The sequence below is a fragment of the Amycolatopsis sp. lyj-84 genome (assembly GCF_046549075.1).
Taxonomy (GTDB): Bacteria; Actinomycetota; Actinomycetes; order Mycobacteriales; family Pseudonocardiaceae; genus Amycolatopsis.
On record NZ_JAJPWO010000006.1, the window covers coordinates 180,493 to 203,444 of the forward strand.

A 22,952-nucleotide genomic window follows, 5' to 3' on the forward strand; every position below is an offset into this window, starting at 1 on the left:
GTGAACCAGGTGACCTGCGGCCCTAAGCGGCCGGACCGCGGTCCCTTTCCGGCTGCTTAGCCGTCGGACAGCGCATCGCGGGACCTTGATGCCGGTGTGCACGAGGCACGCCGGCATCAAGGAGGAGAAATGCGCACTCTTCGGTTCGTTTCCACGGCGTTGGGAGCCGCCGCCGTCGCGGCCCTGCTCGTCGCGTCACCGGCCTCGGCCGCTTCGGACGGGTCGGCGACGCTGAAGGCCGCCGGTGTCGACGCGGCGAAGCTCGCTCCGGGCTGGAAGGTCGCCGGGGACGAGGTCGTCTGGAACGGCGGTGAAATCACGCTGTCGCTCTCGGCCAAGGCACCCGGGGATTGCGCCGCGAACTACGTGTGCCTGTGGCAAGATCGTGATTTCGTCGGCAGGCGGCTGCAGTTCCAGTCGGCGGGCCTGAAGAATCTCGTCGATTACGGATTCAACGACCAGATGTCGTCCTGGTACAACCGGCGTGGGGTCGACGCCCGTTGGTACTACAACATCGGCAGCGGAACCAGCCGCTGCATGCAGGCCGGCGCCCGGTCGTCCTATGTCGGCAACGCCGACAACGACCAGGCGTCCTCGCTCAGGATCTACACTTCTGCCAGCGCCTGCTGAGCGCCTTTTCCTTCGAATGCCGGACGCTTCCCCCGGATATTTCTGACACTCTCGGTCAGGGGTGTTTCGAATAACGGGGGAGAAAAAGGTGAAGGAAATAGCATATTTCTATCGTTTGTTCGGTGAACCCGCGGCCGAGTGGCAGGGCACGGATCTGCCACTCGGCCCGCCGCAGGCACGCCGGGTCTTCGCGCTCCTGCTGATCGAGGCGGGCCGTCCGGTGTCCCGCGACAGGATCGTCGACGAGCTTTGGGGTGAAAATCCGCCGATTTCGGCGAAAGTTCAGGTCCAAGGGCTGATATCGGGCCTCCGCCGGGCTTTGCGTTCACCCAGGGGTGGTGGGCCGATCCTGACCAGGGGAGCGGCGTACCTGCTCGACGCGCGACCGGAGGAGACCGACACCGGCCGGTTCACCTGCCTCGCCGCCCAGGGCCGCGAACTCCTCGCGCGTGACTGCCATCGCGAGGCGGCCCAGCGGTTCCGGGACGCGCTCGAACTGTGGCGCGGGCCGGTGCTCGCCGGTATCCCGGCCGCGGCCGAGGTCGTCGCGCGCTGGGAGGAGGAACGTCTCGCAGCACTGGAGGGCCGGGCCGAGGCCGAACTCGAGCTCGGCGAGCACGATCGGCTGATCCCCGAACTCCGTGACGTGCTCGCCGAGGCGCCGTTCCGCGAGCGGGTCTGCGGGCAGCTGATGACCGCGCTCGCCCACGCCGGCCGGGTGGCCGAGGCGCTCGACGTCTACACCGGATGGCGCCGCAGGCTCGTCGACGAGCTCGGTGTCGAGCCGTCACCGGCGATCCGTGCGCTGCACTGCGAAATCCTGCGTGACGGCCAGGGCGGCGCGGCGCGTGAACATCCCGCGTACCAGGAGCCCGCGGTGCCCAGCCAGCTGCCGCCGGGCATCCCGGACTTCGTCGGGCGGGACGAGCTCATCGCGGACCTGCTCGCGGAACTGCGTCAGGACGACGGCCGCGACACCCCGCCGGTCCTGTTGCTGACCGGCGCCGGTGGGATCGGGAAGTCCACGCTGGCGATCAAGCTCGCGCACCAGGTCGCGGACGACTACCCGGACGGGAGGCTGTTCGCGGCCCTGCGCGGGACCACGTCCGAGCCGAGGTCGCCGGAGGCCGTACTCGCCGGATTCCTGCGCGCGTTCGGTGTTCCCACCGAGGTGATCCCCGGCGACATCGACGAAAGCGCCTGCCTGTTCCGCAGCCTGGTCCACGGGCGCCGTGTCCTGCTCGTCCTCGACGACGCCGCCGGTGAGGCCCAGCTGCGGCCGTTGCTGCCCGCCGGCCGTGGTTGCGCGGTGCTCGTCACGAGCCGGTTCGTCCTGGCCGGGCTCGAACTCGGCCGCCAGGTCCCGCTCGACGTCATGCCACCCTGCGACGCGAAGGCCCTGCTCGCGAAGCTCACCGAAATCGACGAGGATCCCGTTGCCGCTCAACGGGTTCTCGACCACTGCGACGGCCTGCCGCTGGCCTTGCGGATCGTCGGCAGCCGGATCGGCGACCACTCGGGCTGGCGGCTCGCCGACGCCGCGGGCGAGCTCTCCGTCGAACGGCGACGGCTGGATTGGCTGTGTGCAGGGGATCTCGCCGTTCGCGGCAGTGTTTCTCTCGGCTACCGGCAGCTCGCGCCGGATCGGCAGCGGCTGTTCCGCCGCCTGGGGTTGTTGCCCCCGGCCGATTTCCCCGCCTGGGCGGCCGCGCTGGCCGACAACGGCGAGCCCGAGACCGCGGCCCGCGCGCTCGAAGACCTGCGGCACCGGCACATGGTCCAGCCGGTCTCCCGGGAGACCGGCGTGCCCCGCTATCGCGTGCACGACCTCCTGCGCGCGTACGCGGTCGAGGAGGTCGCGGCCGAGCCGGAACGGGCCCGCGCGGACGCGACCGAACGGGTGCTCGGCGGATGGCTCTGGCTCGCGGAGAAGGCCGCGGATCGACTGTCCCGCAGCGTGTTGCGGCCGGAGCCGGGTGACGCGGCCAGGACCTCGCTCGACGAAAGGCTGGTGACCGAACCGCTTCCGTGGTTCCAGAGCGAACTTCCCGCGCTGGAGGCCGCCGTCTCGCACGCGGCGGACGCCGGGCTCGGGGAACTCGCCTGGGAACTCGCGGTCGTGACGGCGTCCTACTTCGACCACAGTGGACTGTACGCGGAATGGTCCCGGTGCCACCGGTGCGCGCTCGAGGCGGCGAGGGCGTCGGGCTGCGCACGTGGGGAAGCCGCGCTGCTGCGTGGAATCGGCCAGATCCACCTGTACCGGGACGACTTCCGGGAAGCGGGCGAGGCGTTCACCGAGTCGCGCCGGATCAGTGAACGGATCGGCGACCCGGCGGGGCGGGCAAGGGCGCTGACCGGGCTCTGCGTTCTCGCCCGCTCGGCCGGACGGCACGAGAAAGCGCGCGTGACCGCGAGGCGGGCGTTGGCCCTCTTCAGCGAGATCGGTGACGTCCTCGGCATGGCGCACGCCCACACGTCGCATGCTGTCGCGAGCGCCGAGCTCGGCCTGCTCGACGAGGCCGAAGCGGAACTGGACAAGGCGGCGCGGCTCTGCGCCGAACTGGGCGACCCGCATCGCACGGCGCTCGTCCTGCGCAGGCGGGGGCAACTGCATCTGCGGCGCCAGGACCGGCGGAGCGCGATGTCGTGCCTGCGCCGCGCGCTCGAACTGCTCGACTCGCTTTCCGACGAAATCTGCGCCGCGCGGGTCCGGCTCGATCTCGGGCGGGCCCGCGCGATGGCGGGGGACCGGCGGGCCCTCGGGAAGGTGCTGATCGGCACCCCGTAAGCTCCGTAGCGGCCCGCCGGTCCCCGGGCTCAGCCGCGCCAGCGCGCCGTCGGCAGCGCGGGGACCCGGTGACCCCGATGGCCGGTCATCTCCTCGTTCGCGAACAGGGCGTTGAGCACCGCCTCTTCGGTCGCCTGAACCACGGCCTCGAAGAACGGGTCGAGCCTGCCCCACGGAACGAACCGGAGGTTCTCGTACTCGGCCTCCTCCGTCCGCGGGAACCGGCTGGTGAGCGCGCCCGGGTTCGCCGTGCTGAACGCGAGGAAGAGGTCGCCGGAGAAATGCGAGCCCGTGGTGCCGGTGCGGGCGAGACCGAGCGGGACCCGGCGCGCGAGCGAGGTGCACTGGCTGGGCAGCAGGGGAGCGTCGGTCCCCACGATCACGATGACCGAGCCCGCCCCCGGCGGCGCCGTCCAGGCCTCCTCCAACGGATTGTCCGCGCTCAGTTCGAGCCCGACCCGCTCACCGGCGACGGTGAGTTCGCGGCGTGAGCCGAAGTTGGCCTGTACCAATACGCCCACGGTGTACTCGTCGTCTCCATAGGACACGACACGGGAGGACGTTCCGGTGCCGCCCTTGAAGCCGTAACAGGTCATCCCGGTGCCACCGCCGACGGAACCCTCGCTGACGGGACCGGCCGCCGCGGCGTCGATGGCGGCGATGGCGTGTCCGTTGTGGATGGTCGGTGCGGTGCTGTCGTTCAGGTAGCCGTCCCAGGTTTCGGCGACCACCGGCAGCAGCCATTCGGCGGCCACGTCAGGCCGTTCCCGCACCACCCAGTCGATCACGCCGCGGTGGCAGGCGCCGACGGCGTGCGTGGAGGTGATCAGCACCGGAAGGGTCAGCGACCCGGTCTCGGCCAGCCACGCGGTACCGGTCATCTCGCCGTTGCCGTTGAGGGCGTACGTCCCGGCCGCGCAGGGCACAGCGAAGTCCTCGTGCCCACGCGGCAGGACGGCGGTGACGCCGGTGCGCACCGATTCGCCTTCGACGAGTGTCGTGAAGCCGATTTCGACGCCGGGGACGTCGGTGAGCGCGTTGTGCTCGCCGGTCCGGCCGGGCAGGGGGACACCCAGATCGCGGGCGCGGGTCATGAACGGTCCTCCAGGGGATTCGTGGTGGCGGTGCGGACGTAGGACAGCAACATGGCTTCGGCGGTCGCGGTTTCGAGCGTCGGCACGGCCTGGGTGAGGTGCAGGCCGTAGCCGTCCTCCAGGGCGACCAGGTTCCGTGCGATGGCCACCGCGTCCGCGGTCAGGGTGAACTCGCCGGTGGCCGCGCCCGCTTCGAGGATGCCGGTGTAGATCCGCACCTGCTGCTCGTAGAGCGTGATGTGCCGGGCGGCGTACACGGGATCGCGGCGGGCGATGGTGCCGAGCTCGTAGAGCAGCACGCAGAGTTCGTCGCCGGGGCCGGTGGGCAGGCCGCTGCGGATCATCGACAGCAGCCGCTCGACCGGGCCCGCCTTCGCGCCCGCCGCCCGCTCCCTCTCCGAGCAGAACCGCGCCACCGCTTCGCGCTGCACCTCTTGGAGCAGGTCGGTGAGGGTGGGGAAGTAGTACAGGACCGAACCCGACGACAGGCCCGCGCCCTCGGCGATGTCCCGCAGCCGCAGGTTCAGCACGCCGCGTTCGAGGACGGCCCGTCTGGCCACCTCGATCAGTTCGGCCCGTCGTTCCGGTGCCTTGCTCGGTCTCGCCATGCCTCCATTCTTTGAATCTTCTTCAAAAAACGCAAGCCCTGAGCCGGATCAGGTCTTGACGTCACACGGTGAAGGGCCTTTGATGCGTGCTCAACAGTTCTTCGAAGGAGCTTCAAGGAACCCACCTTGTAGGAGGTCGGCCGTGTCCACTCCCGCCCTGCGCCGCGGTCTGCGCACCCTCGGCACACTGCTCATCACGCTCTCCGCGATCAGCCCCGCCTCGTCCGTCTTCATCATCGCGCCGGGGGTGATCTCCGGCGCCGGTACGGGTGCCTTCTACAGCTTCGTGGCCGCCGCGGTCGTCGGCGTGTTCATGGCCTTCGTCTACGCCGAACTCGCGTCCGCCTTCCCGCTGGCAGGCGGCGAGTACGCGATCGTCACCCGCACGCTCGGCCGCTTGCCAGGGTTCGCCGTACTGGGCCTGATGATCATCACGCAGGTGCTCATCGTCGCGGTGATCGCGCTCGGCGTCGGCACCTATCTCGGCGTGCTCCTGCCCGGCGTGCCCGGTCCGGTGATCGCCGCCGTGACCTGCGTGGTCGCGGCCGTCGTCGGGGTGTTCGACATCAAGCTCAACGCCTGGGTGACCGGCGTCTTCCTCGCCATCGAGATCCTCGCGCTGATCGTGGTCAGCGCGCTCGGGCTGTTCAACCCGGCGCGGTCGTTCAGTGAGCTGCTCGCGCATCCGGTCGCCTCCGACGGGAGCCCGGCGACGGTCGGTGCCATCGCGATCGCCACGTCGGTCGCGATCTTCGCCTACAACGGCTACGGCTCGGCGGTGTACTTCGGCGAGGAGACGCAGGACGCCTCCCGCGGGATCGCCCGCGCGATCCTGTTCGCACTCGGCATCACGGTGCTCGCCGAACTGATCCCGGTGACCGCGGTCCTGCTCGGCGCGCCCGACCTGAACGCGCTGTTCGCCTCGGAGAACATGCTGTCCTACTTCATCGACTCGCGCGGCGGCGGAACGCTCGACACCGTGCTCGGCCTGGCCGTCGCGCTCGCGATCATCAACGCGGTGCTGGCGATCGTGCTGATCAGCTCGCGGATGCTGTTCAGCAGCGGCCGCGACCGCGCGTGGCCGTCGCCGGTCAACCGCGCGCTGTCCGCGGTGCACCCGAAGTTCGGGACGCCGTGGGTGGCCACCGTCGGCACCGGCCTGGTGGCCGCGCTGCTCTGCTTCGTCGATCCGAAACTGCTGCTGGTGGTGACGAGTACGTCGATCGTGGCGGTCTACGCGGCGCTCTGTCTCGGCGCGATCGTCGGCCGCCGCACCGGGGCGACGGCGCACGCCAAGTACCGGATGCCGTGGTTCCCGGTCGCGCCGGTGCTGGCGCTGGCCGTCCTGGTGTTCGTGGTCTACCAGAACCTGCTCGACCCGGCGGTCGGACGGCCGAGCCTGATCGTCACGGCCTGCGTCGCCCTGCTGTCGATCGGGTACTACCTCCTGGTGCTGCGGCGGAAGGGCGGCTGGAAGCTCGCGGACGTCACCGAAGAGAAGGTCGCCGACGAGAAGGCGGAGGAGTCCGCCTGATCAGGTGTACTCCGCGATCTCCACGCCGTACGTCCCCGGCTCGAGCGCCTCGAAGATGTGCGGGATGTCGCCGGGGTAGCAGATGTAGTCGCCGGGCAGCAGTTCGACCGGTTCGTCCAGCGGTCCGACCTTGGCACGGCCGGCGCTGAGGATCACGTGCTCGACGATGCCGCTCATATGCGGATCCGAAAGCCGCGGCTTCCCGGGCTCGGCGCGAATCAGGTAGACGTCGCGCCGGGCTCCGGGCGGACAGGAACTGAGCAGCGTGCACGCGTAGTCGGCGTGTTCGGCGAACACCGTCGGCCCGCTGCCCGAGCGGATGACCTGCACGCGGGGGCGCTCGGGCTCGACCACCCGGGAGAACGGGACGTCGAGCGCGACGCACAGCGCCCAGATCGTCTCGACGCTCGGATTCCCCGAGCCGGACTCCAGCTGGGAGAGCGTGGACTTCGCGATGCCGGCGCGTTTGGCGACCTCGGTGAGGGACAGCCCGGTGCGGGCGCGTTCCCGGCGCAGTGAGGTGGCGATGACGTCCAGGGGTGCGCCGTCGGACGCGGTCGGGGACATGCGTTCGCTCCATCGGTCGTTTTGTTCGCCTTGACGAACACGGGTGCGTTCGTTCATTGTATGATGCTATGCGTTCGATATGGCGAACAACCACTCGTGTCCTGGGGCGCGATCTTCTCCGTGACATCGGGCTGGTCTGCCTCGCCGACACCATCGTCGGCATCTCCTACGGCGCGATCGCGGTCGGCTCCGGCTTCCCGATCTGGGCGCCGATGCTGCTTTCGGTGCTGGTCTTCGCCGGTGCCTCGCAGTTCATGTTCGTCGGCATCATCGCCGCGGGCGGCAGCCCGTTCGCGGCCGTCGCGGCGGGCCTGCTCGCCAACGCGCGGCATCTGCCGTTCGGCTTCGCGATCGGCGACGTCCTGGGGAAGCGGTGGTCGTCGAGGATCGTCGGCAGCCATCTGATGATCGACGAATCGGTGGCGTTCGCGCTGGCCCAGCGTGACGAAGAGCGGCGCCGGGCGGCGTACTGGGTGTGCGGGATCGGGCTGTTCGTCTGCTGGAACGTCGGCGTCCTCGCCGGGGCGTACGCCGGGACCGCGATCAGCGACACCGACGCCTTCGGTCTCGACGCGGCTTTCCCGGCGGTCCTGCTCGCGCTGGTCCTGCCGTCGCTGAAGGACCGCGCGACCCGCCTTCCGGTGTTCCTCGGCGTGGCCGTCGCGCTGGCCACGACGCCGTTCCTGCCCGCCGGGCTGCCCGTGCTGCTCGCACTGGTCGGCGTGCTGGCCGGAGTGGCCGCGAAGGAACCCGCCGAACGTGAACCCGAGGGAGTGCACTGATGGACCCGATGGACCTGATCATCGCGGGCGGCGTGCTCGCCGCCGGGACCTTCGCCTTCCGGTTCGCCGGACCGGTGCTGAAGGCGCGGTTCACCGTGTCGCCCAAGGCCGAGAAGCTGATGGCGCGTTCGGCCGTCGTGCTGCTGGCCGCGCTGGTCGCGGTCGCCGCGCTCACCGAGGGACACGAGTTCGCCGGATTCGCCCGGCCCGCCGGTGTCCTCGTCGGCGGCGTGCTCGCCTGGCGCAAGGCGCCGTTCGCGCTGGTCGTCGTCGCGGCCGCCGCGACCGCCGCCCTGCTGCGGCTCGCCGGGGTCCCCTGACCTGGCCGTTCCCCGGGACGCCTAAGCTGTCGGGAAGGTCTTTCGGGAGGTCGGGTGGCGATCGCGACGGGAGCACGGCCGGTGGTCGGCGTGCTCGCACTGCAGGGTGACGTGCGGGAGCACGCCGAGATGGTGGAGCGCGCCGGCGCGCGGGCCCTGCCCGTCCGCCGCGCGAGCGAACTGTCCGAAGTGGACGGTCTGGTGCTGCCGGGCGGCGAGTCGACGACCATGTCGAGGCTGCTCGAGAGCTTCGAACTGCTCGAACCGCTGCAGGAACGCATCGCGGACGGACTGCCCGCGTTCGGCTCGTGCGCGGGCATGATCCTGCTGGCCCGCCAGGCCCTCGACGGGCGGCCTGACCAGCGGCAACTCGGCGGACTCGACGTCGTCGTCCGGCGCAACGCGTTCGGGCGGCAGGTGGACTCGTTCGAAGCCGACCTCGACTTCACCGGTATCGAAGGCGGTCCGGTGCACGCTGTGTTCATCCGCGCCCCGTGGGTCGAAAAGGCGGGCGACGGGGTCGAGGTACTCGCCAGTGTCCCCGAAATGCCGGGGTCGGACGACGCGGCCGCTAGGATCGTCGCGGTCCGGCAGGGGGCGGTTCTCGCCACGTCGTTCCACCCCGAACTCACCGGGGACGAGCGCGTGCACAGGCTGTTCGTCGACCTCGTGCGGCAGGCTTAGTAAACCGACACTGTGCTCAGCGGCGGGCACAGGAGTAGATGGAGGAGAGATGAGCGGCCACTCCAAGTGGGCCACCACGAAGCACAAGAAGGCCAACCTGGACGCGAAGCGCGGCAAGCTCTTCGCCCGGTTGATCAAGAACATCGAGGTGGCGGGACGGACCGGCGGTGGCGACCCGGATGGCAACCCGACGCTCTACGACGCCATCCAGAAGGCCAAGAAGAACTCGGTCCCGCAGGACAACATCGAGCGCGCGCGCAAACGCGGCGCCGGTGAAGAAGCGGGTGGCGCCGACTGGCAGACCATCACCTACGAAGGCTACGGCCCGAACGGTGTGGCCGTGCTGATCGAATGCCTCACCGACAACAAGAACCGCGCCGCCATGGAGGTCCGGACCGCGCTCACCCGGAACAACGGCTCGCTCGCCGACCCGGGTTCGGTCTCCTACATGTTCAACCGCAAGGGCGTCGTGATCATGCCCAAGGGTGACGCCGCCGAGGACGACGTCCTCATGGCCGTGCTCGACGCGGGCGCCGAAGAGGTCAACGACCTCGACGAGAACTTCGAGATCGTCTCCGAGGCGACCGACCTCGTCCCGGTCCGGAAAGCCTTGCAGGAGGCCGGTTTCGAGTACGAGTCCGCGGATCTCACGTTCCTGCCGTCGGTCAGCGTCCCGCTGGACGTCGACGGTGCGAAGAAGGTCTTCAAGCTCATCGACGCCCTCGAAGACTGCGACGACGTGCAGAACGTATACGCGAACTTCGACGTGTCGGACGAGGTCATGGCCGAGGTCGGCTGACGGTCGTTCGTGACGACGTGCAGAACGTCTACGCACTGTGCCGGATTCCACGTCTCGGACGAGGTCATGGCCGAGGTCGGCTGATCGTTTTTCCCGCCATGCCGCGGAAAAATCGTCCCGGGACTAGGTGCGGACGCGGACGTGGGGCAGAATGTCGCCCGTGACGACCTTCGAAGCCGACGCCCTCACCGCCGAAGAAACCGAACTCGTCCAGTGGATCGAGTCGCAGGCGCAGGCCAGAGGGAACGCGGTCATCGCGGTCGAAGGCGACGAGAACGACGCGAACTTCTGCTTCACCACGTGCGCGTGGGCGCTGCACGGCGTCGCGGAAGCGGTCGTGATCGGACTGCCCGAGCACATGGGGCCGGTCCTGCTCGACGCCTACGTCGACCGCGCGGCCGCCGGCGAGATCTTCGAGGTCGGCAAGCGTTATGACGATTTCTTCGAGGGCGCGCCGGTGGTCTTCGAACGGGTCGCGAAGGGGCACTATCCCGAGTACTTCGGGAGCGCGTTCCTGATCTACCCGGACGGGGACTTCCCGGCGCTGCAGCTGATCGTCGCCACGCCGGACGGGCAGTTCCCCTGGCATCCGGACGCGCCGGAGGGGTTCGACCGGCACCAGCCGGTGCTGACCGAATCCGGTGACCCGGAGAGCTGGACGCCGGGCGTCGACGGTCCCTGAGGTCTCTCGCTCACGTGGTCGTGAGTGGCGATTCGGGTTCTAACCCGAATCGTCACTCACGACCAACCCGCCCCACTCGGCCCAGGCGGCCCTTGCTCACCCCGGGAAGATGCGAAGGTCGAGTTCCCGCGGCTTCGTCGTGGCTGGTGAGGTTGCTGAGGCAGAGGTGCGTTCCTGGCTCCCGAGGTTCCCGCTCCTGTTCCCAATGTCGCATTTGAGTCGCTGAGCGTCTCGAATGCGACATTGGGAACATCAGACGCTGAGAGATCACACGACTCGCCACTGGTGCCGTCGCCCCGGGGCAGACATCACGCAGGCCGTCCACGAACGCGTTACCTCGCAAAGAGACACCGTGGTCCGGCCCGAAAGGCGCATCCAGAGGACTGAACGCGCGCTCACCCCAGCCAGGGCGCCAGGTCCTCCGCCGCCTCCGGCCACTCCGCGGCAAGCGCCGCCGCGGAACGGAACTCCACGCAGTCGTCCGTATAGGGCGGCACCACCACCGTCCCGGCCAGGCTCCACTCGCCGGCGCTCACCGACGCCTGCCACACCCCGGCGGGCACCGCGACCTGTGGACGCTGACCGGCCGCGACGTCCGGCCCGAGCACCGGCCGCGAGATCCGCCCGTCCGGGAACAGCAACAGCATCCGCATCGGGGCACCAGCGTGGTGCGCGTAGATCTCCAGCCGGTCCAGCCGGTGCGGAGCCGAGGTCTCCGGCGAAACGAGCAGGTAGTAGATCGCGGAAGCGGTCTCGTCGCGCCAGCTCTGCGCAAAGCGGCCGCCTTCCACGGGAAGCGGCTGGAGGCCCAGATGGGCGGCGAAGTCGTCGAAGCTCGGCATGTCCTCATCTTGCCCGGAGGCAGCTCCGGGTAGCCTCGGGACCTCGAACTGATGTTCGCCAGGGAAGCCGGAGCAGCGGAGGAAAAGCGTGCGGGTACTCGGGGTCGACCCCGGTCTGACCAGGTGCGGGCTCGGGGTGGTCGACGGCGGCACGGGCCGCACCGTCCGCGCCGTGGCCGTCGACGTCGTGCGGACCCCTCCCGACGCGGATCTCGCCGTGCGCCTGCTGGGGATCTCCGACGCCGCCGAGCAGTGGATGGATCGCTACAAGCCCGAGGCCGTCGCGGTGGAGCGCGTCTTCGCGCAGCACAACGTGCGCACCGCCATGGGTACCGCGCAGGCGGGCGGTGTCGTCGCGCTCGCCGCGGCCAGACGCGGGCTGCCGGTCGTGTTCCATACGCCGAGTGAGGTCAAGGCGGCCGTCACCGGCTCCGGCCGCGCGGACAAGGCCCAGGTCACCGGTATGGTCATGCGGCTGCTCGGCCTCGAGGTCAAACCGCATCCGGCGGACGCCGCGGACGCGCTCGCGCTCGCCATCTGCCACCTGTGGCGCGAACCGATGCGGGTCCGGCTCGCCGAAGCCGAGGCCAGGGCGGCCGAGATCGCCAAGAACCACAAGGCCAGGCTCGCCGCCGCGGCACAGCGCGCCAAAAAACACGAAGCCAAAACGCAGGGAGCGGCTCGATGATCTCCTCGGTACGCGGAGAAATCCTCTCCATCGGCCTAGACCACGTCGTGATCGAGGTCGGGGGAGTCGGCTTCGCCGTCCAGGCCACACCCGCCACTCTCGCGACGCTTCGCCGCGGCGAGCAGGCGATGCTGCACACTGCGCTCGTGGTCCGCGAGGATTCCTTGACGCTGTTCGGTTTCGCCGACGCCGACGCCCGCGGACTGTTCGGTCTCCTGCAGACGGTCTCCGGGATCGGCCCGCGGCTCGCACTGGCGACGCTGGCCGTCCTCGACCCCGACAAGCTGCGGTCCGCGCTGGTCGAAGGCAACATCACCGTGCTCACCCAGGTGCCCGGCATCGGCCGCAAGGGCGCCGAGCGACTGACGCTCGAACTGCGTGACAAGGTCACCGCGCTCGCGGGCCCGACCGACGGTTCGCCGGTGGTCACCGCGCCCGGCGTGCTGCGGGGCGAGGTCGTCGAGGCGCTCGCGGGTCTCGGCTTCCCGGCCAAGCAGGCCGAACAGGCCGTCGACAAGGTGCTCAGCGAGGGCGATGGCCACACGACGTCCTCCGTGCTGCGCGCCGCGTTGGCCACCCTCGGGCGTAAGCGGTAGCTCGCCACATGGACTATGAGGCCGTGACGGATTTCGAGGCCGACGACGAGACGCTTTCGGCGCTGCCACAGACCGGCGAAGGCGAGGTCGAGACCACGCTTCGCCCGCGTAAACTCGATGAGTTCATCGGCCAGCCACGAGTCCGTGAGCAGCTCGAACTCGTCCTGGAGAGTGCACGCCGCAGGGGTGTCCCGCCGGACCATGTCTTGTTCTCCGGCCCGCCCGGACTGGGCAAGACGAGTATGGCGATGATCGTCGCCGCCGAACTCAACGCCGCCATCCGGATCACTTCGGGGCCCGCACTGGAACGCGCGGGCGACCTCGCCGCGATGCTGTCCAACCTGGCGCCCGGCGACGTCCTGTTCATCGATGAGATCCACCGGATCGCCCGGCCCGCCGAGGAAATGCTGTACCTCGCGATGGAGGACTTCCGCGTCGACGTCGTCGTCGGCAAGGGGCCCGGCGCCACCAGCATCCCGCTGGAGATCGCGCCGTTCACGCTGGTCGGAGCCACGACGCGGTCCGGCTCGCTGACCGGTCCGCTGCGCGACCGGTTCGGTTTCACCGGCCAGATGGAGTTCTACACCGACAGCGAACTCGACCTCGTCGTGCGCAGGGCCGCCACGATTCTGGAGATCGAGATCGACCGCGACGGTTCCGCGGAGATCGCCCGCCGGTCCCGCGGCACACCCCGGATCGCGAACCGGCTGCTGCGCCGGGTACGCGACTACGCCGAGGTTCGCGCTGACGGGCACGCCACCCGCAAGGTCGTGCGCGCCGCGCTGGAGGTCTACGACGTCGACGAACTGGGCTTCGACCGGCTCGACCGCGCGGTGCTGACGGCACTGGTCCGGTCCTTCGGAGGCGGCCCGGTCGGCGTGTCCACGCTGGCCGTCGCGGTGGGGGAAGAACCGACCACCGTCGAAGAGGTGTGTGAGCCTTACCTGGTCCGCGCCGGTATGCTCGCCCGCACTCCTCGCGGCCGGGTCGCCACAGCGGCCGCTTGGGAACACCTCGGCCTGCCGGCTCCGGCCGGTGCCACACGTGGTGAGCAGGGTGGCCCGAACCTGTTCGACCAGGAATGACCGGGCCGCTCACGCGGTCCGGGGCCCGTGGTGACGACGGGTGGTGGTGGAGTTTCCGCTGGCACCTGGCACACTCGGGTAGAGCACACCCCGCCAAATCGGACAAAACAGCGCACCGCGCGGCGTCCGCTCGAAATGGAGAATCATGAACCAGTTATTGCTGCCGCTGCTCCTGATGCTCGTTGTGGCGATTCCGCTCGTCATGGGCACCCGTAAGCAGAAGAAGGCGGCGGCAAAGCAGCAGGAGCTGCTCTCGAGTCTTGCTCCCGGTGACCGGGTGATGACCACCTCCGGTCTCTACGCGTCTGTCGCCGACGCCTCCGCCGACACCACGATCGATCTCGAGATCGCTCCCGGTGTCGTGACCACCTGGCTCCGCCAGGCCGTTCGCGAGAAGGTCGAGCCGGTCGTCGAGACCGACGACGAGACGATCGACGACGAGGCCGTCGTCGAGGAGCCTGCCATCGAGTCGAAGGACGACGAGCGCGTCGAAGAGAAGTCGGGCGCGCAGATCGCTCCTCCGCTGGAGCACGGCAAGAAGTAGCTCTTGTAAGGCCATCCCCGACACCAGACTTTCGTAGGTGCGGGGGCAACGCCGGGCTCACGCAGCACCGAGTAGTGTCTCGGTGCTGCGTGCGTGTCCGTCGTCATAGTCGTGCCCGTTCACCGGGCATCGTCGTCGAGGCAGGTTCGCGGTACCACCGGACTCCCGTCCGGTGAGTGAACAGCCAAGTCCATTGGGGAAAACCCAGTCCGTCCGAGGAGACCGAAGCACAGTGGCCGCACCGGCCGGGCATCTCCGCCCGGGACGCTATCTCGCCTTCTTCGCCCTGATCGTGGTGGCGCTGTACGCCCTGGTGTTCTTCACCGGTAGCGGCAAGCCGACGCCGAAACTCGGCATCGATCTGCAAGGCGGCACGAGGGTCACCCTGTCCGCCCGAAATCCCGACGGCGGCGACCCTCCGCGAGAGTCCCTCGAACAGGCCCGCTCGATCATCGAGCGCCGGGTCAACGGTATCGGCGTCGGTGGCACCGAGGTCGTCCTCGACGGCAGCAACGTCGTCATCACCGTCCCCGGCGAACAGGGCGACCAGGCCAAGACCCTGGGCAAGACCGCGAAGCTGGGCTTCCGGAAGGTCGTGACGTCGCAGCCGGTGACCCCGGTTCCGCAGCCGTCGGCCCCGCCCCAGTCTTCGGCCCCGCCCGCGTCTTCGGGCGCCCCGTCCGCGAGTGCTCCGCCGAGCAGCCCGGCCAACGGTGGCGGTGGTTCCGCCGGAGCGCCGCAGCAGCAGCCCGGCGACGCCGACGAGCAGACCAAGAAGGAGATCGAGGAGGCCCGGAGTCTCCGGCAGAACCCCGATCTGCTTTCGACGGACCAGGCGAAGCAGGCCGCGGCCGCCGAGAAGGCCTTCGCGGCCCTCAACTGCGACCCCAAGGTGTCGGATCCGCTGGTCGGCAACGACCTCACCGACAAGCCGCTGGTCGCCTGTGGTGACAAGAACACCGCGAAGTACCTGCTGGAGCCGGAGTTCCTCCCCGGAACCGAGATCTCCGACGCTTCCTCGGGCTACGACACCCAGAACTCCCAGTGGGTCGTCAACCTGAACTTCAAGAGCGACGGTTCCCGGATCTGGGGCGACTTCACCTCGAAGAACACCCAGAAGCAGGCGGCGTTCGTCCTCGACACGCAGGTCGTCTCCGCGCCGACCATCCAGTCCGCGATCCTGGGCGGCCAGACCCAGATCACCGGCCGGTTCAGTCAGGTCGAGGCGAAGGACCTGGCGGACGTGCTGAAGTACGGCTCGCTGCCGCTGTCGTTCGAGTCCTCGGACGCGACGACGGTGTCCGCGACGCTGGGTCTCGCCTCGCTGCAGGCGGGCCTGATCGCCGGCGGTATCGGCCTGCTGATCGTCTTCATCTACTGCTTGTTCTACTACCGCTTGCTCGGTGTGCTGACGATCTTGTCCCTGGTCTTGGCGTTCTCGCTCGTCTACGCGGTGTTGGTGTTGCTGGGGCGGTGGATCGGGTACACCCTCGACCTCGCCGGCGTGGCCGGTTTGATCATCGCGATCGGTATCACCGCGGACTCCTTCGTCATTTACTTCGAACGATTAAAGGACGAGATCCGCGAGGGCAGGACATTCCGCTCCGCGGTGCCGCGAGGCTGGTCCCGTGCCCAGCGCACGATCCTGGCGTCGGACGCGGTCAGCTTCCTCGCCGCGGCCATCCTGTACTGGCTGGCCGTCGGTGACGTGAAGGGCTTCGCGTTCACGCTCGGCATGTCGACGGTGCTCGACCTCGTCGTGGTCTACCTCGTGACGCATCCGCTGGTCGCGATGGTGTCCCGGTCGAAGTCGAAGTTCCTGTCCAACCCGAAGAACCTCGGCCTCGGTGCCGTCCAGCAGGTGGGCTCGGAGCGCAAGGCGGCCCGTCCGGCCGCCGGCCGCCCGAACGTCAAGGAGGCGTGACCGTGGTCGACGACAACACCACCACCGCGGGTAAGCGCGAGAGCATCTTCCGTCGCCTCTACGTGGGCACGGGCGCGTTCGACGTGGTCGGCAAGCGCAAGCGCTGGTACATCTTCTTCGGCGCGCTGGTACTGGTCTGCATCGCGTCGATGGGGATCAAGGGGTTCAACTTCGGGATCGACTTCGAAGGCGGCACCCAGATCCAGATGCCCGCCAACGGCAAGAACGGGCAGATCAGCGAGCAACAGGCGAAGGACGTCTTCGCCGAGGCACTCGGCCGTCCGGCCGACGAGGCGCAGAAGGTCGGCAGCGGCGTCTCGTCGACCATCCAGCTCCGTTCGGACACCCTGGACGCGGCCGAGGTCTCCAAGATCAAGCAGGCGCTGTTCCGGGACCTGGGCCCGATCGGCACCAACGGTCAGCCGAGCGTCCAGGCCATCAGTGACAGCGCGGTGAGCGCGTCCTGGGGCGGGGAGATCTCGCGGCAGGCGCTGATCGCGCTCGGGGTGTTCCTCCTGGCGGTCACGCTGTTCCTGGCGTTGTACTTCGACACCAGGATGGCCGCCGCGGCGCTGATCTCGCTCCTGCACGACATCGTGGTGACGGCGGGTGTGTACTCGCTGATCGGCTTCGAGGTCACGCCGGCGACGGTGATCGGTCTGTTGACGATCCTCGGGTTCTCGCTCTACGACACGGTGGTGGTGTTCGACAAGGTCCGCGAGAACACGCGCGGCCTGCTCGGGCTCACCCGCCGTACCTTCGGCGAGGCGGCCAACCTGGCGCTGAACCAGACGCTGATGCGGTCGTTCAACACCGCGCTGATCGCGATGCTCCCGATCCTCGGCCTGCTCGTGGTCGGGTACATCCTGCTCGGCTCCGGCACGCTGCAGGACCTCGCGCTGGTGCAGCTCACCGGCACCATCGTCGGCGTGCTGTCGTCGGTCGCGCTGGCCACCCCGCTGCTGGTCGACCTCAAGATGCGCGATCCGAAGTTCCGCCAGCAGGCCGAGCGGGTCGCCTCGCGGCGTGCGAACCAGGCCCGCAAGGCCGCCGATCGCGACGACGACTTCGACCCGACCGACGAGGACGCGCTGTCCGCCGAACTCCGCAAGGAGAAGGCGTACGCCGCCGCGGCGAGCGTCCCGGCGCGGAACCAGAAGGCGGCCCACAAGGGCCGTCCGCAGGGCAAGCGCAAGAGGTAACCGGCTCGCTCCAAGCGTGTAATGAACGGGACTTTCATTGCAAAATTTGCAATGAAAGTCCCGTTCATTGCGTCGGGGGACGGCCGAACACACAATCCGAGAGCAGGGAAGTACATGGAGCTGGACAAGGCACTCGACCTGATCGCCGACGTGCCGGACTTCCCGGAACCCGGCGTGTTGTTCCGGGACCTGAGTCCGATGTTCGCCGACGCCGCCGGATTCAAGGCCGTCACCGACGCGCTCGCCGCCACCGTCGATCCCGAGGCCGAGCTGCTGGCGGGCGTGGAAGCGCGCGGGTTCCTGCTGGCCGCGGCCGTCGGCTACGCCCGCGGTCTCGGCGTCGCGGTGATCCGCAAGCCCGGCAAGCTGCCCCGCGTCGCGGGCCGGGTCGATTACACGCTGGAGTACGGCACCGCGACGGTCGAACTTCCCGAAGGTGTCGTCGAGCCTGGTCAGCGTGTCGCGATCCTCGACGACGTGCTCGCCACCGGCGGTACGGTCGCGGCGACCTGCAAACTGCTGGAGGACGCGAAGGCGCAGGTCACCGGGGTTTCGGTGATCATGGAACTCGGCGCGCTCGGTGGTCGTTCCGTGCTTGAAGGGCATCGCGTGGAGGCTCTCCGGGTGTGTTGAGCGGGCGCACCCAGTGTGCCGCGAGGGGGAGCGGTTACCCTTGACGTCCGAAGGCCGCACGAAGCTGCAGGAGGTGCGGGTGAGCCAAGAGCTCGATGCCGCGGTGTCCTCGAAGGACGGCACCGAGCAGAACGGTGCGGCGCGCCAGGGGGCAGCGCCGACGCCATCCGCGACGCGCCGCGTCCGCGCCCGCCTCGCCCGCCGCATCACCGCACAGCGCGCCGCGCCGGTCAAGCAGGTCCTCGAACCGCTCGCCGTCATCCACCGTGAGCTGCACCCGAACGCCGATCTCGCGCTGCTGCAGCGCGCCTACGACGTCGCCGAAGAGCTCCACCGTGAGCAGCGGCGCAAGTCCGGCGACCCGTACATCACGCATCCGCTCGCCGTCGCGACCATCCTCGCCGAACTCGGCATGGACACCACGACACTGGTCGCGGCGCTGCTGCACGACACCGTCGAGGACACCGGATACTCGCTGGAGAGCCTCAAGGCCGACTTCGGCGAGAAGGTCGGCGAGCTGGTCGACGGCGTCACCAAGCTGGACAAGGTCAAGCTAGGCACGGCCGCCGAGGCCGAGACCATCCGCAAGATGGTCATCGCGATGGCGCGGGACCCGCGCGTGCTGGTCATCAAGCTGTCCGACCGCCTGCACAACATGCGCACGATGCGCTTCCTGCCGCCGGAGAAGCAGGCCCGCAAGGCCCGCGAGACCCTGGAAGTCCTGGCCCCGCTTGCGCACCGGCTCGGCATGGCGACGGTCAAATGGGAGCTGGAGGACCTGGCCTTCGCCATCCTGCAGCCGAAGAAGTACGACGAGATCGTCCGCCTGGTCGCCGATCGCGCGCCCTCACGGGACACGTACCTGCGGTCCGTGATCACCGAGCTGACCGGCAACCTCGAAGGCTCGCGGATCACCGCCAAGGTCGAGGGCAGGCCGAAGCACTATTACTCGATCCACCAGAAGATGATCGTCCGCGGGCGCGACCTCGACGACATCCACGACCTGGTCGGCGTACGGATCCTGGTCGAGGACGTCCGCGACTGCTACGCCGCGATGGGTGTCGTCCACGCGCTGTGGCAGCCGGTCCCCGGCCGGTTCAAGGACTACATCGCGCAGCCGCGTTTCGGCGTCTACCAGTCGTTGCACACCACGGTGATCGGCCCGGACGGCAAGCCGCTCGAAGTGCAGATCCGTACCTACGAGATGCACCGCACCGCCGAGTACGGCATCGCCGCGCACTGGCGGTACAAGGAGACCAAAGGCACCCACAGCAGCAACGGGGCCAACTCGGTGGACGTCGACGAGATGGCGTGGATGCGCCAGCTCCTCGACTGGCAGCGTGAGGCCGCCGACCCTGGCGACTTCCTCGAATCACTGCGCTACGAACTCGCTTCGCGCGAGATCTTCGTGTTCACGCCCAAGGGCGACGTGATCACGCTGCCGGTCGAGTCGACGCCGGTCGACTTCGCCTACGCCGTGCACACCGAGGTCGGTCACCGCTGCATCGGCGCCCGCGTCAACGGCAGGCTGGTCGCACTCGAGCGCAAGCTCGAGAACGGCGAGGTCATCGAGATCTTCACCTCGAAGGCCGAGACGGCCGGGCCGAGCCGCGACTGGCTGCAGTTCGCCGGTTCGCCCAAGGCGCGCGCGAAGATCCGGCAGTGGTTCGCCAAGGAACGCCGCGACGAGGCGATCGAAGGCGGCAAGGAGGCCATCACCAAGGAGGTCCGCAAGGTCGGCCTCCCGATCCAGCGGCTGGTCTCCGCCGAGTCCATGGGCGCGGTCGCCACGGAACTGCGGCACCCCGACATCAGCTCGCTGTACGCGGCCGTCGGCGAAGGCCACACCAGCGCGAAGCACGTCGTGCAACGGCTGGTCGCGCTCATCGGCGGCGTCGACGAGGCGGAAGAGGAACTCGCCGAGCGCGCGACCCCGTCCACGGTCACGCGCCGCCGCGGCTCGAACGACGTCGGTGTCGTGGTGAAGGGCGCCGGCGACGTCTGGGCCAAACTCGCCCGCTGCTGCACCCCGGTGCCGGGCGACGAGATCCTCGGGTTCGTCACTCGCGGCGGTGGTGTCAGCGTTCACCGGACCGACTGCACCAACGCCGACGATTTGACCGCGCAGCCCGAGCGTCTGGTCGAAGTCCAATGGGCACCGTCGGCTTCGTCGGTGTTCCTTGTCGCGATCCAGGTCGAGGCGCTGGATCGGCACCGCCTGCTGTCGGATGTCACCAAGGTGCTCGCGGACGAGAAGGTCAACATCCTGTCCGCGTCGGTGACCACATCGCGCGACAGGGTCGCGGTCAGCCGGTTCTCCTTCGAGATGGGCGACCCGAAGCACCTCGGCCACGTGCTGAAGGTGGTCCGAGGCGTCGAGGGCGTCTACGACGTCTATCGGGTGACTTCGGCTTCCTAACCGGTTCCTCGGGGGCTTGCCCACATCCGGGTGGTTCAGGGGGAGGCGCGCACTTAGGGTGCGGAACATGACTGACGGGTTCGAATTCACTCGCGACGGCGAGGTCGCGCGGCTGACGTTCACCAGGCCGGAGAAGATGAACGCGATCACCTACGGGATGTGGTCGGCGATCCCGGACGTGGTGGCGCGGGTGGAGGCGGACCCGGCGATCAAGGTGCTCGTGCTGACCGGCGCGGGCGCGCATTTCTCGGCGGGCGCCGACATCAGCGAGTTCCGGGACCTGCGGTCCACCGCCGACGCGGCCGAGACCTACGACAAGGCCGTCGATGAGGCCGTGGCGGCGCTGACGGCGTCACGGAAGCCGACGGTGGCGATGATCCAGGGGAACTGCATCGGCGGCGGTTGCCAGATCTCGGTCGCCTGCGACTTCCGCTTCGCCGCGGAGGGCTCGCGCTTCGGGATCACCCCGGCGAAGCTCGGCATCGTCTACCACTTCGACTCGACCCGGCGTTTGGTCTCGCTGGTCGGCCCGGCGCACGCCAAGTACTTCCTGCTCTCGGGCGAACTCGTCGACGCGCGGCGGGCCAGGGAGATCGGGCTGCTCAACGACGTCTTCCCGGTTGACGAGCTGGAGTCCTCGACGGCGAAGTTCGTCGAGACGCTCGCTTCGCGATCGCAGGCGTCGGTGCGCGGGATGAACCGGATCATCGAGAAGATCGTGGCCGGTCAAGAGGAATCCGACGCCGAGGTGGACGAGATCCGCCTCGGCGCCCTGCACGGTGAGGACTACGCCGAGGGCGTGGCCGCTTTCCTCGCGCGCCGACCGCCGAAGTTCACCTACCGCTGAGGTCGAATGCCCCGCATTCAGTCCTCTGAATGCGGCCTTCGGACTTCCGGCATGTCGATGATCACCGGTTTCGGCAGGGGCGCGGTCATCACGGTGACGTTGACGCGCGCGTCCGCGGGGACGGCCGCGATCAGCTGGGTGTCGGCCATGCTCAGGAAGAAGTACGAGTGCCCATCGGGAGCACCGGGCAGCGGCATCCAGTCCCGGATCGGACCGGTCTCCTCCAGCCGGTGTTCGGCGGGCAGGTCGAGCGTTCCGGTACTGGGCGGGAAGTCGAGCGGATCCGGCTCGGGAGTCGACGGCGTGCGTCGCACCCACGAGCGCCGCAGCCTGAGCCCGCCGAGCAAGCCCAGCAGCACGCCTCCGATCCCGGTCGCCAGCGACGCCACGAGGCTCCCCGACGTCGCCGACGCGGCCGGGGCGACGGCCTGCGCCGGCCGGGGCGGGGGAGCGGCCGGCGCGGCGGGCAGCGGACCGTCGATCGCGCCGTGGGCGTCGGCGGGGAGTTGCAGGACCTGCCCCGGCTGGATCGAGGCCGGGTTGGTGAACGCGGTGCCGTCCGGCCGGAGCCTGCCCGCGTTGAGCCGGAAGATCTCCTGGTAGCGGGCACCCGCGCCGAGGGTCTGCTCCGCGATCCGGAACAGCGTGTTCTCGTCCGGGCTCGCCGAGAACGGGACCACGAAGTACTTCACGACCGCGCCGGACGGCTGTTCCTGCGCGTGCGCAAGACCGCCCATCGAGCCGCCGAACAGCACGGCGAGGACGAAACTGGTGCGAACCCGGTGAGCGGCCAAGGGTCCTCCCTTTCCGGACGGCTACTCACTACACGTGCCGTCGCGGAGGAAGGTTCGAGCTGGTGACAAGTAAGTCAAACGTGCGGTCCCGGACGTTCCGGCTAGATTTCGTCCCAGGGGTTGCTCTCGTAGGCCTCGGTCAGGATCCGGCCGGTCTCGGGCGCGAACGGCAGGACGACGTCGTCCACCGACGCCACCGGCCAGCCGACCGACTCCGAGTTGGTCAGGAACATCGCGTCGAACTCCGGCAGATCGGCCGGACGGACCTCGCGGATCTCCTGCGGGATCCCGGTGAGTGTCAAGCCGCGCCGTACCAACTGCTGGGTGATCCCGTCGAGCACCGGCGCCTGCGGCCAGACCACCGTGCCGCCGTCGAGGAAACCGACGTTCCAGATCGACGCCTCGCTGACCCTGCCCCGCTGGTCGACGAACAACGCGTCGTCGTAACCGGCCATCATCGCCTCACGCGTGTGGTGGACCAGGCCGAACGTGCCGACGTGCTTGACCTCGGGCAGCACCCGTTCGTAGCGCACGGACCGCAGGCGCAGCGGCGTCAGCTCGTGTTCTTTCGGCGGCCCGGTCCGGACGAGGACGTCCGGGGCCGCGGGGGCGCCGGGATCGGACCAGTCCATCGCGCGGGAGAAGATCAGCACCCGCACGGACAGCGCGTCCTCGCCCCGAACGGCCTGCCGGACGTATCCGCGCACCGCGTCGGTATCGAGTCCGGTGGCGAACATGCGCCGGGTGCTCGTCGCGAGCCGGTGCAAGTGGGCGTCCAGGCCGCGGACCTTGCCGTCGCGGACCTGCATCGCGGTGAAATGACCGTAACCGAACGCGCCCACCAGGTCTTCCGACCTGGCGGGCGCGCCGTTGAGCTCCAGCTTCAC

The 22,952-nt window shown here is 69.2% G+C and carries 23 protein-coding genes; 17 read left to right on the top strand and 6 right to left on the bottom strand.

Features of this window, described 5'->3' with window-relative positions:
• Window positions 1–129: 129 nt before the first annotated feature.
• Together ACLJRM_RS20365 and ACLJRM_RS20370 are read left to right on the top strand one after the other, a co-directional pair.
• Window positions 130–630 carry a peptidase inhibitor family I36 protein gene (locus ACLJRM_RS20365; RefSeq protein ID WP_410663968.1) on the top strand — a complete coding sequence of 167 codons (501 nt, stop codon included), beginning with the start codon at window positions 130–132 and terminating at the stop codon, window positions 628–630.
• A gap of 88 nt (window positions 631–718) precedes the next feature.
• The gene (locus ACLJRM_RS20370; RefSeq protein WP_410663969.1) at window positions 719–3,421 is read left to right on the top strand and encodes a BTAD domain-containing putative transcriptional regulator; all 2,703 of its coding nucleotides are present in this window, start codon (window positions 719–721) and stop codon (window positions 3,419–3,421) included.
• A 29-nt stretch (window positions 3,422–3,450) separates the two neighbouring features.
• Here the strand turns inward: ACLJRM_RS20370 and ACLJRM_RS20375 are convergent, their stop codons facing one another.
• Together ACLJRM_RS20375 and ACLJRM_RS20380 are read right to left on the bottom strand one after the other, a co-directional pair.
• Entirely contained in the window at window positions 3,451–4,515 is a 1,065-nt protein-coding gene (locus ACLJRM_RS20375; protein WP_410663970.1) for a P1 family peptidase, read from the bottom strand.
• The gene (locus ACLJRM_RS20380; RefSeq protein ID WP_410663971.1) at window positions 4,512–5,123 is read right to left on the bottom strand and encodes a TetR/AcrR family transcriptional regulator; all 612 of its coding nucleotides are present in this window, start codon (window positions 5,121–5,123) and stop codon (window positions 4,512–4,514) included. Before ACLJRM_RS20380 ends, ACLJRM_RS20375 begins: the two co-directional genes overlap by 4 nt.
• A 142-nt stretch (window positions 5,124–5,265) precedes the next feature.
• Between ACLJRM_RS20380 and ACLJRM_RS20385 the strand changes: the two genes are divergently transcribed.
• Window positions 5,266–6,657 carry an APC family permease gene (locus ACLJRM_RS20385; protein WP_101607354.1) on the top strand — a complete coding sequence of 464 codons (1,392 nt, stop codon included), beginning with the start codon at window positions 5,266–5,268 and terminating at the stop codon, window positions 6,655–6,657.
• Here ACLJRM_RS20385 and ACLJRM_RS20390 read toward each other — a convergent pair whose 3' ends face one another.
• Complete coding sequence (locus ACLJRM_RS20390) at window positions 6,658–7,224, bottom strand: helix-turn-helix domain-containing protein (RefSeq protein WP_101607355.1); 567 nt, start codon at window positions 7,222–7,224, stop codon at window positions 6,658–6,660. It lies immediately after the preceding gene.
• A 68-nt stretch (window positions 7,225–7,292) separates the two neighbouring features.
• Between ACLJRM_RS20390 and ACLJRM_RS20395 the strand changes: the two genes are divergently transcribed.
• The 5 genes from ACLJRM_RS20395 (at window position 7,293) to ACLJRM_RS20415 (ending at window position 10,491) form a co-directional block, all read left to right on the top strand.
• A complete protein-coding gene (locus ACLJRM_RS20395) occupies window positions 7,293–8,006 on the top strand; it encodes an AzlC family ABC transporter permease (protein WP_410663972.1) in 714 nt (237 codons plus the stop codon).
• The gene (locus ACLJRM_RS20400; protein ID WP_101607356.1) at window positions 8,006–8,326 is read left to right on the top strand and encodes an AzlD domain-containing protein; all 321 of its coding nucleotides are present in this window, start codon (window positions 8,006–8,008) and stop codon (window positions 8,324–8,326) included. The genes ACLJRM_RS20395 and ACLJRM_RS20400 overlap by 1 nt, the downstream gene beginning before the upstream one ends.
• Window positions 8,327–8,380: 54 nt before the next feature.
• On the top strand, window positions 8,381–9,010 hold the full coding sequence (pdxT, locus tag ACLJRM_RS20405) for a pyridoxal 5'-phosphate synthase glutaminase subunit PdxT (RefSeq protein WP_101607357.1): 630 nt from the start codon (window positions 8,381–8,383) through the stop codon (window positions 9,008–9,010).
• 49 nt (window positions 9,011–9,059) lie between these two features.
• Complete coding sequence (locus ACLJRM_RS20410; RefSeq protein WP_101607358.1) at window positions 9,060–9,809, top strand: YebC/PmpR family DNA-binding transcriptional regulator; 750 nt, start codon at window positions 9,060–9,062, stop codon at window positions 9,807–9,809.
• A 151-nt stretch (window positions 9,810–9,960) separates the two neighbouring features.
• Entirely contained in the window at window positions 9,961–10,491 is a 531-nt protein-coding gene (locus tag ACLJRM_RS20415; RefSeq protein ID WP_410663973.1) for a DUF4262 domain-containing protein, read from the top strand.
• Between the two features lie 395 nt (window positions 10,492–10,886).
• Here ACLJRM_RS20415 and ACLJRM_RS20420 read toward each other — a convergent pair whose 3' ends face one another.
• Window positions 10,887–11,333 (bottom strand): cupin domain-containing protein, encoded by a 447-nt coding sequence (locus tag ACLJRM_RS20420; RefSeq protein ID WP_410663974.1) that lies wholly within the window; start codon window positions 11,331–11,333, stop codon window positions 10,887–10,889.
• Window positions 11,334–11,421: 88 nt separating this feature from the next.
• Between ACLJRM_RS20420 and ruvC the strand changes: the two genes are divergently transcribed.
• The 9 genes from ruvC to ACLJRM_RS20465 all read left to right on the top strand — a co-directional run bounded on the left by ruvC (window position 11,422) and on the right by ACLJRM_RS20465 (window position 21,271).
• Window positions 11,422–12,021, top strand: a complete 600-nt coding sequence (ruvC, locus tag ACLJRM_RS20425) for a crossover junction endodeoxyribonuclease RuvC (RefSeq protein ID WP_101607361.1) — start codon at window positions 11,422–11,424, stop codon at window positions 12,019–12,021.
• Window positions 12,018–12,617 (top strand): Holliday junction branch migration protein RuvA, encoded by a 600-nt coding sequence (gene ruvA / locus ACLJRM_RS20430; RefSeq protein WP_410663975.1) that lies wholly within the window; start codon window positions 12,018–12,020, stop codon window positions 12,615–12,617. Before ruvC ends, ruvA begins: the two co-directional genes overlap by 4 nt.
• An 8-nt stretch (window positions 12,618–12,625) precedes the next feature.
• A complete protein-coding gene (gene ruvB / locus ACLJRM_RS20435) occupies window positions 12,626–13,702 on the top strand; it encodes a Holliday junction branch migration DNA helicase RuvB (RefSeq protein ID WP_101607363.1) in 1,077 nt (358 codons plus the stop codon).
• A gap of 145 nt (window positions 13,703–13,847) precedes the next feature.
• Window positions 13,848–14,246: a preprotein translocase subunit YajC gene (gene yajC, locus ACLJRM_RS20440; RefSeq protein WP_101607364.1), complete on the top strand. Its 399-nt coding sequence runs from the start codon at window positions 13,848–13,850 to the stop codon at window positions 14,244–14,246.
• Between the two features lie 232 nt (window positions 14,247–14,478).
• Window positions 14,479–16,170, top strand: a complete 1,692-nt coding sequence (gene secD / locus ACLJRM_RS20445; RefSeq protein WP_168214301.1) for a protein translocase subunit SecD — start codon at window positions 14,479–14,481, stop codon at window positions 16,168–16,170.
• A complete protein-coding gene (gene secF / locus ACLJRM_RS20450; RefSeq protein WP_101607365.1) occupies window positions 16,167–17,372 on the top strand; it encodes a protein translocase subunit SecF in 1,206 nt (401 codons plus the stop codon). The genes secD and secF overlap by 4 nt, the downstream gene beginning before the upstream one ends.
• Window positions 17,373–17,486: 114 nt before the next feature.
• A complete protein-coding gene (locus tag ACLJRM_RS20455) occupies window positions 17,487–18,005 on the top strand; it encodes an adenine phosphoribosyltransferase (RefSeq protein ID WP_101607366.1) in 519 nt (172 codons plus the stop codon).
• Between the two features lie 79 nt (window positions 18,006–18,084).
• Window positions 18,085–20,424 carry a RelA/SpoT family protein gene (locus ACLJRM_RS20460; RefSeq protein WP_101613148.1) on the top strand — a complete coding sequence of 780 codons (2,340 nt, stop codon included), beginning with the start codon at window positions 18,085–18,087 and terminating at the stop codon, window positions 20,422–20,424.
• 67 nt (window positions 20,425–20,491) lie between these two features.
• Complete coding sequence (locus ACLJRM_RS20465; RefSeq protein ID WP_168214302.1) at window positions 20,492–21,271, top strand: enoyl-CoA hydratase/isomerase family protein; 780 nt, start codon at window positions 20,492–20,494, stop codon at window positions 21,269–21,271.
• A gap of 17 nt (window positions 21,272–21,288) precedes the next feature.
• Here the strand turns inward: ACLJRM_RS20465 and ACLJRM_RS20470 are convergent, their stop codons facing one another.
• Window positions 21,289–22,065, bottom strand: coding sequence for a LysM peptidoglycan-binding domain-containing protein (locus tag ACLJRM_RS20470; RefSeq protein ID WP_410663976.1), 777 nt, complete (start codon window positions 22,063–22,065; stop codon window positions 21,289–21,291).
• A gap of 101 nt (window positions 22,066–22,166) precedes the next feature.
• Window positions 22,167–22,952 (bottom strand): aminotransferase class IV family protein, encoded by a 786-nt coding sequence (locus ACLJRM_RS20475; RefSeq protein ID WP_101607369.1) that lies wholly within the window; start codon window positions 22,950–22,952, stop codon window positions 22,167–22,169.

What these genes read in the sequence shown, in the direction of transcription:
- ACLJRM_RS20365 (WP_410663968.1), top strand. Translation starts at nt 130, where the DNA reads ATGCGCACTCTTCGGTTCGTTTCCACGGCGTTGGGAGCCGCCGCCGTC.
- ACLJRM_RS20375 (WP_410663970.1), bottom strand. Translation starts at nt 4,515, where the DNA reads ATGACCCGCGCCCGCGATCTGGGTGTCCCCCTGCCCGGCCGGACCGGC.
- ACLJRM_RS20380 (WP_410663971.1), bottom strand. Translation starts at nt 5,123, where the DNA reads ATGGCGAGACCGAGCAAGGCACCGGAACGACGGGCCGAACTGATCGAG.
- ACLJRM_RS20390 (WP_101607355.1), bottom strand. Translation starts at nt 7,224, where the DNA reads ATGTCCCCGACCGCGTCCGACGGCGCACCCCTGGACGTCATCGCCACC.
- ACLJRM_RS20395 (WP_410663972.1), top strand. Translation starts at nt 7,293, where the DNA reads ATGCGTTCGATATGGCGAACAACCACTCGTGTCCTGGGGCGCGATCTT.
- ACLJRM_RS20400 (WP_101607356.1), top strand. Translation starts at nt 8,006, where the DNA reads ATGGACCCGATGGACCTGATCATCGCGGGCGGCGTGCTCGCCGCCGGG.
- ACLJRM_RS20410 (WP_101607358.1), top strand. Translation starts at nt 9,060, where the DNA reads ATGAGCGGCCACTCCAAGTGGGCCACCACGAAGCACAAGAAGGCCAAC.
- ACLJRM_RS20415 (WP_410663973.1), top strand. Translation starts at nt 9,961, where the DNA reads ATGTCGCCCGTGACGACCTTCGAAGCCGACGCCCTCACCGCCGAAGAA.
- ACLJRM_RS20420 (WP_410663974.1), bottom strand. Translation starts at nt 11,333, where the DNA reads ATGCCGAGCTTCGACGACTTCGCCGCCCATCTGGGCCTCCAGCCGCTT.
- ruvA (WP_410663975.1), top strand. Translation starts at nt 12,018, where the DNA reads ATGATCTCCTCGGTACGCGGAGAAATCCTCTCCATCGGCCTAGACCAC.
- ruvB (WP_101607363.1), top strand. Translation starts at nt 12,626, where the DNA reads ATGGACTATGAGGCCGTGACGGATTTCGAGGCCGACGACGAGACGCTT.
- yajC (WP_101607364.1), top strand. Translation starts at nt 13,848, where the DNA reads ATGAACCAGTTATTGCTGCCGCTGCTCCTGATGCTCGTTGTGGCGATT.
- ACLJRM_RS20455 (WP_101607366.1), top strand. Translation starts at nt 17,487, where the DNA reads ATGGAGCTGGACAAGGCACTCGACCTGATCGCCGACGTGCCGGACTTC.
- ACLJRM_RS20465 (WP_168214302.1), top strand. Translation starts at nt 20,492, where the DNA reads ATGACTGACGGGTTCGAATTCACTCGCGACGGCGAGGTCGCGCGGCTG.